Annotated in this window: 14 protein-coding genes and 1 pseudogene; 9 read left to right on the top strand and 6 right to left on the bottom strand. The window is 43.4% G+C overall.

The window, feature by feature from the left end; genetic code table 11:
* The first annotated feature begins 147 nt into the window (after positions 1–147).
* The gene (locus ACFI6G_RS03440; protein ID WP_010432478.1) at positions 148–1,041 is read left to right on the top strand and encodes a LysR family transcriptional regulator; all 894 of its coding nucleotides are present in this window, start codon (positions 148–150) and stop codon (positions 1,039–1,041) included.
* Positions 1,042–1,242: 201 nt separating this feature from the next.
* On the opposite strand, the gene ACFI6G_RS03435 is transcribed toward ACFI6G_RS03440, so the two are convergent.
* Positions 1,243–1,446 (bottom strand): hypothetical protein, encoded by a 204-nt coding sequence (locus tag ACFI6G_RS03435; RefSeq protein ID WP_010432480.1) that lies wholly within the window; start codon positions 1,444–1,446, stop codon positions 1,243–1,245.
* 234 nt (positions 1,447–1,680) lie between these two features.
* Here ACFI6G_RS03435 and ACFI6G_RS03430 point away from each other — a divergent pair, with 234 nt between their 5' ends.
* The 3 genes from ACFI6G_RS03430 to ACFI6G_RS03420 all read left to right on the top strand — a co-directional run bounded on the left by ACFI6G_RS03430 (position 1,681) and on the right by ACFI6G_RS03420 (position 4,291).
* Complete coding sequence (locus tag ACFI6G_RS03430; RefSeq protein ID WP_016785484.1) at positions 1,681–3,129, top strand: DNA-3-methyladenine glycosylase 2 family protein; 1,449 nt, start codon at positions 1,681–1,683, stop codon at positions 3,127–3,129.
* Positions 3,130–3,193: 64 nt separating this feature from the next.
* A complete protein-coding gene (locus tag ACFI6G_RS03425; RefSeq protein ID WP_016766904.1) occupies positions 3,194–3,676 on the top strand; it encodes a methylated-DNA--[protein]-cysteine S-methyltransferase in 483 nt (160 codons plus the stop codon).
* 228 nt (positions 3,677–3,904) lie between these two features.
* Complete coding sequence (locus ACFI6G_RS03420; protein WP_102424554.1) at positions 3,905–4,291, top strand: hypothetical protein; 387 nt, start codon at positions 3,905–3,907, stop codon at positions 4,289–4,291.
* Here the strand turns inward: ACFI6G_RS03420 and nhaD are convergent.
* Positions 4,288–5,727, bottom strand: coding sequence for a sodium:proton antiporter NhaD (gene nhaD / locus ACFI6G_RS03415; protein ID WP_016766906.1), 1,440 nt, complete (start codon positions 5,725–5,727; stop codon positions 4,288–4,290). The two genes, ACFI6G_RS03420 and nhaD, sit on opposite strands and share 4 nt — an antisense overlap.
* Positions 5,728–5,836: 109 nt before the next feature.
* Between nhaD and ACFI6G_RS03410 the strand changes: the two are divergent.
* The 3 genes and pseudogenes from ACFI6G_RS03410 to ACFI6G_RS03400 form a co-directional block, all read left to right on the top strand.
* Positions 5,837–6,063, top strand: a pseudogene (locus tag ACFI6G_RS03410) (nucleoside recognition domain-containing protein); the annotation flags it as partial.
* Positions 6,064–6,843: 780 nt separating this feature from the next.
* On the top strand, positions 6,844–7,230 hold the full coding sequence (locus tag ACFI6G_RS03405; protein WP_010432496.1) for an MAPEG family protein: 387 nt from the start codon (positions 6,844–6,846) through the stop codon (positions 7,228–7,230).
* An 8-nt stretch (positions 7,231–7,238) separates the two neighbouring features.
* Positions 7,239–7,769 (top strand): hypothetical protein, encoded by a 531-nt coding sequence (locus tag ACFI6G_RS03400; RefSeq protein WP_010432498.1) that lies wholly within the window; start codon positions 7,239–7,241, stop codon positions 7,767–7,769.
* 32 nt (positions 7,770–7,801) lie between these two features.
* Here ACFI6G_RS03400 and ACFI6G_RS03395 read toward each other — a convergent pair whose 3' ends face one another.
* Together ACFI6G_RS03395 and ACFI6G_RS03390 are read right to left on the bottom strand one after the other, a co-directional pair.
* Entirely contained in the window at positions 7,802–8,437 is a 636-nt protein-coding gene (locus ACFI6G_RS03395) for an START domain-containing protein (RefSeq protein WP_016766908.1), read from the bottom strand.
* Between the two features lie 282 nt (positions 8,438–8,719).
* Positions 8,720–9,196: a YHS domain-containing (seleno)protein gene (locus ACFI6G_RS03390; protein ID WP_010432507.1), complete on the bottom strand. Its 477-nt coding sequence runs from the start codon at positions 9,194–9,196 to the stop codon at positions 8,720–8,722.
* A gap of 109 nt (positions 9,197–9,305) precedes the next feature.
* Here ACFI6G_RS03390 and ACFI6G_RS03385 point away from each other — a divergent pair, with 109 nt between their 5' ends.
* On the top strand, positions 9,306–10,130 hold the full coding sequence (locus ACFI6G_RS03385; protein ID WP_016766909.1) for an AraC family transcriptional regulator: 825 nt from the start codon (positions 9,306–9,308) through the stop codon (positions 10,128–10,130).
* 203 nt (positions 10,131–10,333) lie between these two features.
* Here ACFI6G_RS03385 and ACFI6G_RS03380 read toward each other — a convergent pair whose 3' ends face one another.
* Positions 10,334–11,374: an acyltransferase gene (locus ACFI6G_RS03380; RefSeq protein ID WP_016766910.1), complete on the bottom strand. Its 1,041-nt coding sequence runs from the start codon at positions 11,372–11,374 to the stop codon at positions 10,334–10,336.
* Between the two features lie 122 nt (positions 11,375–11,496).
* A complete protein-coding gene (locus ACFI6G_RS03375) occupies positions 11,497–12,453 on the bottom strand; it encodes an AEC family transporter (RefSeq protein ID WP_016766911.1) in 957 nt (318 codons plus the stop codon).
* Positions 12,454–12,722: 269 nt separating this feature from the next.
* Between ACFI6G_RS03375 and ACFI6G_RS03370 the strand changes: the two genes are divergently transcribed.
* On the top strand, positions 12,723–13,316 hold the full coding sequence (locus tag ACFI6G_RS03370) for a TetR/AcrR family transcriptional regulator (protein WP_010432517.1): 594 nt from the start codon (positions 12,723–12,725) through the stop codon (positions 13,314–13,316).
* Positions 13,317–13,466: the final 150 nt, after the last annotated feature.

The following is a 13,466-nucleotide window of genomic DNA, read 5'->3' as shown; positions in this document are numbered from 1 at the left end:
TCAGTAATGTGGTTAGATAGAAATTAGTGTTTATTGTTCACGCGAAAATATTGTTAAAAGGCAAAAATAGAAAACAAAACGTTTTTGCCTTTACGATAAACAATCCTAGATCGGCTAGTTAGCAGATTTATTACAGAGATGTATTTGATGGATGTGAAAGTATTTAGAACCTTTCTTGAGGTTGCAAGGGTGCGCCATTTTGGGCGTGCAGCAGAAAATTTGTATCTGACACAGGCGGCGGTGAGTGCGCGTATCAAACAGCTAGAAGGCTATTTTGATACTCAGCTCTTCATTCGTGATCGCAATAACATCAAGCTCACCTCTTCCGGTGAGCGTTTGATTGGTTATGCGGAAGTGATGGTGTCTACCTTACAACAAGCTAAATTTGAGCTGTCGTTGGAGAGTGGTAAAGCTTTGCAATTAACACTGGGTGGTACACCGAATATTTGGGATGCGTATCTGCAAAATTGTTTGAGTGTAGTAACCGATTCTTTTGGTGGTTATGGCTTTATGGCCGAGGTGATGGGGCGTGAGCAACTCAACCGAAATTTACTTGAACGCACCTTAGATATGGCTTTCGCTTTCGATCAGATCAAAGCGGAAGAGTTGAACTGTAAAAAAGTCGCTGATTTGGTTTTGGTGTTGGTATCAACGCAACAAGATGATCTGGAATCTGTATTCCAACATAAATATGTTTATGTCGACTGGGGAACGCGTTTTGGTTCTGAACACGCCGAGCGTCACCCAAAAGTGCCCGCGCCGTATCTACGTACCTCTACGGCTCGTATTGCCCTTGACTTCATTTTGGAGAAAGGGGGGAGTGCCTACCTACCTGTATCTCTGGTTGAACCTTTTATTGCTTCGGGTCAGTTACACAAGGTTAAAGGGGTTGAAGACTGGTATCGCCCTATTTACTTGAGCTATCGTAAAAGCAGTACTTCAGTTGACGCTATCATGCAGGTTGAGCAATTGGTTAATGAGATTGACCCATCAACGGCGTATACGCTTCAACAAGCAGCTGAGCAAGCTCCAAACGCTTAGTTTTAATTTCACGATGTTTTCATAAAAAAATGGCTCCTTGTTAAAGGAGCCATTTTTGTTTTTAAACCAGCGAGAACTTTATTTTTAAATCCGATATCATCCCATTCTTTAAAACATAAATATTTTCTAAACCAAGTCAAAAGTCAGTTCTAACCCACATAAAAGAAGTTAAGCCTGGTCAATGTGCCTTATTTGGCGGAACTATAAGTTCATTAGATTCTCGATTGACTCTTCAAGAGAGCGAGACATGTACGAATGGATTTGATTTCCATCGGTAGCATCAATTTCGATCATAGAAATTCCGATGTCGGCTTGATCCTCAAGGTAACTGAGAGATTGCTCGACTGATTGACTGGTGAGAATTTGTTGGTTTGATAACACAATTCGACACGTATGAAGATCCATAGCCTTTTTCCTTTTTATCCAATAGGTCTCTGCATCTTAATGTGCTAAGTACCAGTTGTTGACGTTGTTAGAAGTATCCCTTCTACCTATTAAAAATAGCTGAATTGAGTGAAAATAAAACTGTTTTTGTGATTTATTTAACCTTCACTTCCGAAAGTGGCTAGCGGCAATGGCGGTTCGCGGTAGACTTTTAGTTATTGGAAAAAGAGCAGCCGTTAATTAGAAGAGTATGACATGTTAAAAAATATCAATAACAACAGTGTCTTAACGACTGAGCAGTGTAGTTTGGCTCGCTACTCTCGAGATGCTCGGTTTGACGGCATGTTTTTTACCGCAGTAAAAACGACAGGTATCTTTTGTCGACCTATTTGCCCGGCAAGCCCGCCCAAAGAAGAAAATGTCGAATACTTTTCTCATCAAGCTCAGGCTTTGAAAGCGGGTTATCGTCCTTGTTTACGATGTCGCCCTGATAGCGCACCATTCTCACCCGCGTGGAAAGGCGTCGAAACAACGTTTTTGCGTGCTTTACAATTGATCGATAACGGTGCTTTGAATTCAGGCTCAATCGTAGAACTTGCGGCTCGTTTGGGTATCTCAGACCGCTATTTACGAACCTTATTCGACAATTACATCGGTGTGTCACCAAAGCAATACAGCCTATATAGCCAGTTAATGTTTGCGAAGCAGTTACTGCACACCAGTAGCATGAGCATTACTGATGTCGGTTTTGCGAGCGGCTTTAACAGTATACGCCGTTTCAATGATGCCTTTTTAAAAGAGCTGAAGCTCTCACCAAGCCAAATCCGACGCTCTAAACCCAGCAACTACCTGAGTAACCATATCCAACTTTCTTTTCATGGCCCTTTAGATTGGGAGCACCTGTTGGGTTTTTATCGACGAAGAATGATTGAAGGTCTGGAGGGCATCGGTGAAAACTATTATCAACGCACGGTGAATGTGAATGGTTCTAAAGGCTGGTTCAAGGCCACCTTAGTAAAAGAAAACCGCTTAGATATTGAATTTGAGTTGGACGATATAAGCCAATTAAGAAGCTTGATTGCTAACATTCGACGTATGTTCGACCTTGATGTCGATATTGCCAAGGTTGAGGCTTTTTTTATGACCATTGATCCTAACTTGGTTGCCAAGAGTGGTATCCGTATTCCTGGCGTTTGGAGTGCTTGGGAGGCTGGTGTAAGAGCGATTCTAGGGCAGCAAGTCTCAGTAACAGCAGCGATCGGCCAACTCAACTTACTGGTGCGAGAGATTTCTGGTACGCATCAAGCTTCTGTTTTACAAGAGTTGGCTAATTCCCAAGAGTGCTCTGACTTACAACAAATTGCTTATGCATCTGAGAAAGCGTATTTCCCAACACCTAAACAAATAGCTGATGCTGATGTGAGCTTTTTAAGAATGCCGGGAAGTCGTAAGGAAACTTTAAAGCGTTTTGCCGAATACATGGTCGACAACGAAGCCGAACACCCTTCTAAGTGGATTGACCTAAAGGGCATTGGGCCTTGGACGATTCAGTACGCGCTGCTCAGAGGGTTAAGTGAGCCTAACCACCTGTTGATTAGCGATTTGGTGGTGAAGAAGTTCATTGAGCATCGCTCTACGATTAATACAGAGAGTGTTTCGCCTTGGGGAAGCTACGCCACGTTCCACTGCTGGAATCAGTCTTAAAATAAAGAGTGCTCACAAACATCTACAATACACAAACATCTGTAGTACTAGGCTAGGAGATATTATGACTAACCGTTTTACTTATTATGAGAGCCCACTGGGAACCGTGACTTTACAGGGGAACGATGAAGGGCTGCTCGGTCTTTGGTTTGAAACATACACAACCAAGCCAGATCAGTTAGGCGTTCGAGATGATGACTTTCCGATCTTTGAATTGGTTGCCGACCAGCTCAATCGATATTTTTCTGGCGAAGCCATTCAATTTACTGTGCCGATCTCAGCCAAGGGTACACCGTTTCAGCAGTCGGTGTGGCAAGCTCTCACGACGATTCCATACGGTGAAACCTGGAGCTATGCACAATTGGCTGATGCGATTGGCAATCCGAAAGCGGTGCGTGCTGTTGGTCTAGCGAATGGCAAAAATCCGGTGTCAGTGATTGTGCCGTGTCACCGTGTGATTGGTAAAAATGGCAAGCTGACCGGGTATGCAGGTGGTGTCGAACGAAAGCAACGCTTATTGGTTATCGAAGGAAGGGAACAGGAGTAGATAGGTTCTGTAGAGAATGTTGATTGGGCTTTATCGAGAGTGCATTGCTTTTCATGGTGCACAAATTGATATTGAGTACTAATGCCATTCATTGATGTATCGATTTATGGTTAAAAACTCACGGGCTAGGGACGTAAAGAGTGACTTTACAATAAAATTGGCGCTTTCTGGAAAATACTAGTTTAGTTGCATACTATTTAACTATATTCTCCAAGCAAGGATGCTCAAATGAATAGCCGTTATTCACTTATATTCTGCTGCAGTAGCGCATTATTGCTAACTGGCTGCTTAACCGACACGAGTCGCCCCTTCGAAGTACCACAGCTTGTTTTGTTCAAAGGCATGTATGAGAACGCTGAGAATGGCAGCTATTTAGTGTTCGAATCGGGGCAAGTGACTTATCAAACTATGGGTAATACCGTTACCCGCACGTATCGTGTCGAAGATGATTTGATCAACATTAAATTAAATTCCGCAAATAGTCGAATTGACCCTGGATTGGTAATGCGGATTCAACATCAAGGTGCGGTACTCACCTGCAACCGCTGCCCAGCGATGCAACTAAGCAATGTCTGGACAAGGGTTGAGAAGCCTTTGGGCGAGTTGTCTAATTAGAAAAGAGCGCTGTTAAGCCATAAGTGAGCGACGATACTGACGGCATAACCTATCATGATCACTGGCATCCATTTTAAGTGCCCAAAGAAGGTGTATTTCCCATGCGCTGCCCCCATCAACGCCACGCCTGCTGCACTACCAATAGACAACAAGCTGCCCCCAACACCTGCAGTTAAGGTAATCAATAGCCAGTTACCTATTGACATCTGTGGCTCCATGGACAGCACCGCAAACATCACCGGAATGTTATCGACAATAGCAGACAAGATCCCGACCATGATGTTGGCCCAAATTGGGTCCCATTGGTTGTACATCACACCAGAGGCAAGCTCTAAGTAACCTAACAAACTCAAGCCGCCCACGCACATTACGACACCGTAGAAGAACAATAACGTGTCCCACTCGGCATGAGATACCCTACGAAATACATCAAATGGCACGACTGAACCTAATCTCTTAAGCGCGCCTTCGTCTTTGTTAGCAATCGCCACCGCTTTTTTCTTAGCGAGCGAATTGGGCAAGGTCTGGCGTAGGTAATACCCAAAGAACTGGAGGTAGGCGAGCCCCATCATCATGCCCATTACAGGAGGGAAGTGAAGCACGGCGTGGAAAGCGACCGCGGTACCGATTGTCATGATGAACAAGAAGACGATTCGCCTTGCGCCACGTTTTAACTCGATGTGTTGGTGCACAGTATCGGGCTGAGTGGTTGGAACAAAGTAAGACATGATCAGTGCTGGAACCAAGTAGTTCATCACTGAAGGAATAAATAACGGAATGAATTCGGTAAAACTGACATGTCCAGCCTGCCAAACCATTAGTGTCGTGATATCCCCAAACGGACTGAATGCGCCGCCGGCATTGGCAGCTATCACGATATTCACACACGCGAGGTTAACGAATTTTGGATTAGAGCCTGCGACCTTAAGAACCACAGCACACATCAATAGAGCCGTGGTGAGGTTATCGGCAATGGGGGAAATGAAGAATGCAAGAATACCTGTTAACCAAAATAGAGACCGGAAATTGAACCCTTTGCCTACCATCCACGCTTGCAATGCATCAAATAACCTCCTCTCTTCCATGGCACTGATGTACGTCATGGCCACGAGTAGGAACAGCAGTAGTTCAGCGTATTCTAGTAAGTTATGTTCAAGGGCTTGTTTGGCCACTTCGACAAGGTTGTGTTCTTGGTAAGTGAAACCAATGATAATCCAGATTAAGCCAGCTGCCAGTAACACGGGCTTTGACTTTCTGAGCTTTAGGTATTCTTCCATCATCACCACTATGTAGGCGACAACGAAAATGGTCAGCGACAGGTAGCCAGCAAACGAGTTGGTTAGACTGAGCGATTCCTCTAGCTGAGAAGTGGAAGCAGCTGCTACCGTTGAAAAGAAGAATAGAGAGAGAACAGCTGAAAGCTGGATACCTAGCATGGATTACGCTCCGAAGTTAATAAGTTATTAACACGGGTAAAAGCGTAGACCTAAATAAGCATGTGGGGTGTGATAGATATCTTAATAATTCAATAGATTATAGTGAAAAAGAAAGACGGTGGCGAAAGTATTAGCTTTGATGGATACTCCTGGCAACTCAGGCTTAGCATTGATTGCGTCGCTTCAAAGTACTGATGCTGGCGCGGGGCGATCGTTAACTTCTTCTCTTCAGGTACAGTACTGTTCACCCTTCCAGTTATGGATGGTTATTTGGCGGTAACTTCGTCAATTGGCCTAGCGGTTGCTGTGATGTTTATCTTCAAGTTTGTTGGTGCAATACATGGGACGTATCATGGGACCAATTGGTATTGAAGGTCGCTATATTCCAGTGATGATCGCGATTTCAGTATTGAATGCGTTTGGTGCGATGTTCTTGATGAATATTATTCTATAACTTTTGTAGAATGACAGTTCTCGAAACTTTTTAGGGTTTATGGTAAATGAATTGCCAATGAGACTTTTCAAACGCTAAAAAAAAAGGAAACCCCGTTTGGCTTTCACCAAACGGGGTTTATTCTTTTTGTAGCCATCCTGCTACTGCGCGTTACTAATTTTTCAATAGGTAACTGGTGCTCCCTGCATCATTCCTTGACGTGGCTAAATCCTTTAACCTATCCAATTCGTCGCCTTCCTAGCGGTGTCCTTGCTAACTCGTCATCCTGGCGAGTGGCTCTATCCTAGAGGAAAACTTCCATGCTGATCACTCATCCTAAGTCATCAAATCTTCGTCCTGAAGATACCTAATCCGTTAGGCTTTTTCCTGTTCCTGCCAACTCCCTGTCGACCTGTGTATTAAACACTTTGGAGGCTTTGCTCGCAATTGATGGTAAGAAATAAATGAATACGCTAACTGAAATAAATATGCGTAGATTCATACAAAACAAAGGGTTGGGTTTGTTTTTTAGGTGTTTTCTGCGAAGCTTAATTGTGATCTCTTACGTTACATGTAAGAGATCTCTTACATATTTTCGGGCTCAAATATCATTTTGCATTGACTGCACCAATGAATTGATGGGTAATGTATGACGAATTAACACCAAGTGATAGGGAAACATAATGGTTACAGCACTTTACGCAGCCTTGCTGACGGTCGTCATGATCTGGTTAGCGATCGAAGTTATTAAGCAGAGGCGAGCGAACCTGGTCGCTTACGCCGATGGCGGTGTTGAGTCGTTGCAGATAGCACGCTCGGCACAAAGCAACGCAATGGATTATATCCCCATTACAATTATCTTGATGGGGTTCTTAGAGATGAACGGAGCCAATGTTTGGTTTATTCATGTACTGGGCGTGGCTTTTCTTTTGGGACGTGTGATTCATGCTAAAGGAATTCTAGCGGAAAATTTTAAGGGTCGAAAAGTGGGTATGGTGTTAACGCTTATCTGCATGATCTCTTTGATTGTCCTAAACTTAGCTTACCTACCTTTTGATAAAATGTTCTAGGGAGCATTATGGTATTACGCCTTCCTCCTGCTTGGGCAATTGTCCTTGCAGGTCTGATACTCAACATCATGGCGATTGTTATGTCGAGCTTGGTGTTAGATAAACTTGAAGCGGAAAAAGCGGAATACAACGATCGCAAATACGGCAATGTATATTCGATACAACTAGCCTGGAATACGATCGAAACCCTAGAACGCAAGCGTGAAGCCATTCTAATTCACCTTGATAAACGACCAACAGAAGTGGCTCAACCTGCGACAGTTCTCAATGAAGCGTTGCGCGGCCAGCTCAGGCGCTGGGTGAGTGATGAAGTGCCAACGATTTCGTTGGCTAATTTACCCGAGATTATGGTGTTGATAAACCGTGCTCAAGAAGCACAACGAACACGAATCGACGATTACTATTTGGATAACCTAACCTTGGTTGAGTTAATACAAAGGCTCGATGAGAAAATGGCTTTCTACAAGAATATCGCGCTTTTTCTTCAGGTATTTGGTTTAGCACTGATCTTAGCTCGAGATCTGGCAAGAAGGCCTTAGTGGTTTGCTTTCCACTATTGGCAGTTATATAGCTAGCGAGACTCGCTTGGCAGGTGAGGGTGTTGCTGGCCTTGGTATTTTGGTAGCTGCTCTTTCAACCCTTTAAACGTACTCAGTGCGCTGCCGATCGATAACTTGTTCATCAACCAATTTGGTAATATCCCACCCGCGTTCGCATACGCAGTATAGGTAATGTAGGTATTGCCATTGGTAAGTGGTTGCAATGTCCAAAGTGCGTCCACATCGTAGATTCGAATATACCCTGATTCTTTTGCCAAATAGTTCGAAGCATCCTTAATCGATAAAACAAACTGTCCATCTTCGACGCTGTACTGGGAGTAGGTCACCATATCTCGATTTCTAGCAGGCCAAGGTGCTTTAAACTGGGTGTAGACGATGTTTTCAGTTTCAGAAATTTGCATTAACACTTGGCTTGCAGATACATTGTCTATCCAGTTCGGCACATTGTCGCTATCTTCCAGCAATAACAAAAAACCAGAATAACTGGTCGGTGTTTGCATTTTCGCTCGTATTTCTACCAAGCCTTCACTATGTGGCCTCTTATCAATGACGATTCCATCTTCGCTTTTCACAAATTGCCATGGGGCGGCATAGGTGAGTGTTGATAGAGTGTAAAGCCCGAGTGCAACAATCCTAGCTAATATCATTATTCTTCCTGAAAAAGAAAAGCTTATCTGTCAGAAGTATAGAGTAAAAATGAATTTGATTCGTGCTGAGGGCTTTATGCTTTTCTCTGATTTGAGTGTCACATCGTTGTTTATTGTGGTGTCACCATTAGTTGACTACTTATCCATGGTTAAATCGTCGACATGAAAACGGAAGCGTTCGGTCGCTTCCGTTTTTATTAATGGGCAATGGATAAACGTTGAAGGCTAAAATGAGTAGTGGACAAATTTATAGGCTAAAACTTGTCGACTAGAGCTTATCGACTAGAGTTTATAAGCTTCGACAGTTTTGATCGTCGTCCAGTTACTGTTGGCATCTTGGATAAATTCTTGTGTATCTTCCAACCATCGTTTTTGTACAGATTTGTCCAAGTTCAGATATAGCTTTCCATCTTCGACTTTCCATGCATTAGGGTCGGTCTCAAACTTCTTGCCCATAGCTACACCAAAGGCACAATAGCCACCGTATTGAGGCGCATAAGCTTCAGGGTTAGTACGAAACTGATCTCGGTTTTCACTGCTTGCGAACTGATAAATAGCGTTCTTATAAGTTGCTGTGAATTTTGATGAGCCTTGAACGGCGCCCGAATCAGTAAAGTAAGCTACTGGGTCATAGCCTTTGATCGCTATGTCATTGCTATCAACGCTCATGTCGATATCTGCTGCCATTAGCGAGAAGCTGGTACCTAGTAACGCTACCATTAGAGTGAGTTTTTTATTGGCTGGTTTGATGTATGACATAACAATTTCCTTGTCTTCTTTGGTTATCTTGTTTGAATAAATTAGCCCACTAGTCCGGTCTATAGAGGGACAAAAGAACTAAAAAGTAAGCGAATCGTTCGGAGGATGCATGGATCTGCTGTCACAACTAATGGAACATTTCTCGATACGTACTGGTGTTTTTTACTCTGGAAATCTGTGTGGTGTATCGTCATTCAAGCCACGACAGGGTAAGGAAGGGCATCTTCATGTGTTGAGCGCGGGGAAGCTGACCTTATCTCGTGCTCACAAGGAAAGTAAGCAACTTTCACAGCCTTGCATGGTGTATTTGCCTAACAGCACGCCACATGCGATTGAAGGGGTGGGGGAGGGGGCAGAGTTGGTGTGCGCGAATGTGGAATATCGAGCAGGGCAGATGAATCCTTTGTTGTCTGCTCTTCCTGATGTGATAGTGATTCCGTTTGATGAAGCACCTAACTTAATTCCAGTGATCGAAGTGTTGTTTCGGGAGTCGAGCCAAGAATCGTCAGGCCAACAATACTTAATGGATAAATTTAGTGATGCATTAATGGCTTTAATTTTCCGTCATCTCATTGAACAACAGAAAATTGATAAAGGGCTATTTTCAGCTCTTGCCCATACTCGACTCGCTCCTGTAATGAACGCTATCCACAGATTGCCTGCTCGTCATTTGTCGGTTGCGGAAATGGCATCATTGGCTGCGATGTCTCGCACTCAATTTATCGAGGCATTTAAGAGAGAGGTCGGTGAAACGCCCGGAGATTACGTACAAAAGTGGCGTATCTCAGTGGCTCAGTCTTTACTGTTACAAAGTAAGCCAATTAATTGGGTGTCTGATGAGGTTGGTTACAGCAGTTACTCTGGCTTCTCTCGTGCGTTTCAACATGTCTCTGGTATATCACCACGTCAATGGCTAAAAGAGATCGAGGGATAACGGTGAGTATCAAATGAAGGTTGTCGATATTTATCTTAGGTTTGTGTAAATATTGAGGTTTGTGTAAATACTTATGATTGTGTAGATATTTAGATGGATGTCGATACTTGAGTTAAGTAAAAACTGCCAGTGACCATGGGTTAGTGTTTTCACTGGCAGATAAATATTGGGAAGAGAGTTTAACGTTTCCGGTGAGATGGCTGTTAGCGAAGCAACCAGCGTTGCAGAGGTGTCTTTTCGATACCCGAAACCAACATAAAGCTCAGGATAAAGGTGCCGAAGAATACAGTGATATCTTTACCGATCTCTGTGATACCTAATATTCCACAAACATTGAACAGCACGATAATAACTAACAAATGGCTGACGTAGATGCCCAACATTCGGTTTGAAATAGAACGAACCCATGCGTAGTTGCCGATATTTGGATTGGCCAGAAGCCACATAAATACACCTACGCCCCATAATGTGGTTCCAAACAAGAAATCATTCATGTTAAACCCGACATCAAAGTTGGTTAGCCATGCAGCTTCGGCAAAGTGGATGAACATGCCTATCGCTAAGAACCCCAAGGCCTTTGTTGACGACACCTTCCATTGATGTTGGCGAATCAGGAAGCCTAAAGTCACCATCAGTGTGCTAAAGAATGGGCCGTTACGAGTGAAGAACGGTGCACTGAGGTCGGTTAAGCTTGTGTAACTGCCTGCCAACACACCATATACGTAAAGTAGAATAGCCGTTGGTAATAGCAGTTTGTCGAGTTTCATCTCAACCATTAAGGCGATGATCAAAACAGCGAACATTAGAGCAGGAAGGAACCATAAGTGAACTAGTCCGCCCTCTAAGAAAGAGTTGAGCGGGGTGTTCATTAGGAAGCCCCAGTAACCTTGGCGTTCGCCTAAGTAACCCAATTCTTCAACCTTAGCGAGGTTGAATGGCATGACCAGACAGATGATGCTCCATACCAACCAAACTTTGAGTAGTGGTTTGGAGTAGTTGATGAAGGTTGTCCAAGGCGACGCTGTGAGTTTAGGTTGGATCAGATAGCCGGAAATAAGAAAGAATAGCGGCACGGCGAAGCGCGCGGCTTGGTTAAGAACATAACCAATCCATGGCACTTCATTGATTTGCCAATAAGTCAGTGCCATTTGGCCATGTAAACCAATGATCGCCAATATAGCAATCACTCGGCCCAACTCGATACTGGCAATGCGTTGTGCAGGCGTATGTTGAACGGAAGACATATCAGATCTCTAAGAAAAATTTCGTAAAATCTAACAGTCTTTATGGCGAATACGTTAGTCCTAAATCAAGGCTTGCGGCCTTAGTTTTAAGGCTTGTGTTGATTATTTGAAGCCTGTCGCAGCTATATTAAATTCATTGCAGTGAGTGCGAATATACCAAGCGTGCAAGTGATAAGAGAAACGACAGTCGTTAGAGCGATAATATTGGCGGCTAAGGTAGAGTTTCCCCCCATCGCTCGCGCCATTACGTAACTTGCGGCAGCGGTTGGCGCGGCGCTCATCAAGAAAATAAGACCAAGATCTAATCCTCTAAAATCGAAGAATATAGCAACTGAAGTAATTAGCAGCGGAGCCAAGACCAGCTTGTATCCCGTAGAGAACCAGGTGGGGCCCTTATCTTTTTTCAGAGATCGTATGTCAAGCGACCCTCCAGTGCATAAAAGAGCCAGTGGTAAGGTCATATTGGCAAAATATTGTCCTGCATCCGACACCATTTTCGGCACTGGAATCGACAGTAAGTAAAACAAGACCCCCATTGCGATAGAGATAATCAGAGGGTTTTTGGTCAGTGTTTTAATAATCACTTGAACGGCTTTATCACCAGACTCTTGACCCTTCGGAGTGAGTGCGATAACCGCCTGAATGTTGTAGAGAACGGTCAGTGATGCGACATAAAGAGCTGCGAGCGCAACGCCGTCGTTGCCGTAGATGTTTGCAACATAGGCGAGTCCAATAATGGCGGTATTAGCTCGAAAGCCACCTTGCACTATTACGCCTTGGTCTTCTGGTTTTTTAAAGGCTATTTTCGTGCTTACCGTGGTAAATATGAAGAACACAAGGTTCGCCACCAAGCCAAAAATAACGAGCTTGCCGCTAGCCGAAAAATCGTGGTTAGACTGAACAATACTCAAAAATAGCATTGCTGGTAGAGTGACCTGAAAGACGACCTTTGATGCGACATCGATGAAGTTGTCATTGATCAAGCCGATTCGCTTGAGCATCACACCAAGAAACAGCATTAGACAGATGGGGCCTGTTACTGACGCCGAAAACGCAAACTGTTCCCAAAGTGTGTTCATTATTTTTCCTTTGTTGTTTAATTGAGTCGTTACTTTTTGAATAACTGAATAACTGAATAACTGAATAACTGAATAACTGAATAACTTGGCGCTGCTTCGATCAATTTTTACTTCGATCAATAGCTGCTTCGCTCAATATCTTTTGAATACTGTCGCATTTTTCCACAATTCTTTGATAAGAGAAATTAAATCCCTGCGGTTAAGCAAAAAACTTTGAAAAAAAGTACGAACGTGCTAAAAATAATCATCAGATTTATCATTGGTGAATAATGAGCAAAGGAAAGATAACCAAAGAGTATATTTTGAGCCATGCATTCGCGCTTGCGAGTGAAAATGGTCTCGAGAGTTTAACGATTGGCGAATTAGCCAAGCAGTGTGGTATGTCTAAGAGTGGATTGTTCGCGCACTTCAACTCTAAAGAGAACCTACAACTCTCTGTGCTCGAGTATTCCAACGCCATATTCACTGAAAGAGTCATCACGCCTGCAAGAGAGTTGGGAGATGGTGACATTGAAGCGAAATTGAAACAGCTGCTCGATAATTGGCTGGGTTGGAATCACTCGTTTCAAGGTAGCTGCATGTTTATTGATGCATGGAAAGATGCAGGCAGCGAAACGTCTGTGATTCAGAAGGCACTGCAGAAAACCATTTCAGTGTGGATTGATTACTTGACCATTCAGGTCGCTAAAGCGATCGAGAGCAAGCAGTTTAGAGTTGATTTAGAACCTAAACAGGCAACTTTTGAGTTATATGGGCTTTATTTGAGTGCTAACTTGTTTTACTCCTTACGAGGTCAGCAAGCGAGTCACACTCATTTCTGGAGTGGCGTAGAACGTTTAGTAGAGAGTTGGAAAGCGGTTTAGATTGCTGACAAGTTTTACTCGAAAATCATTTTATTCGTAAAAAACGTAAGTTTTGCTTTAGTAAGGCTGACCACAATTTTATAGAAGTGGCGGTAAGTGATAATAAATTACCGTCATTTTTTAGATAAACAAATAGCACGGTCGTTCGAT

Source organism: Vibrio sp. PSi01, from assembly GCF_054960695.1.
Note: the sequence above shows the minus strand (reverse complement) of the source record. Positions and strands in the feature narration are given on the sequence as shown.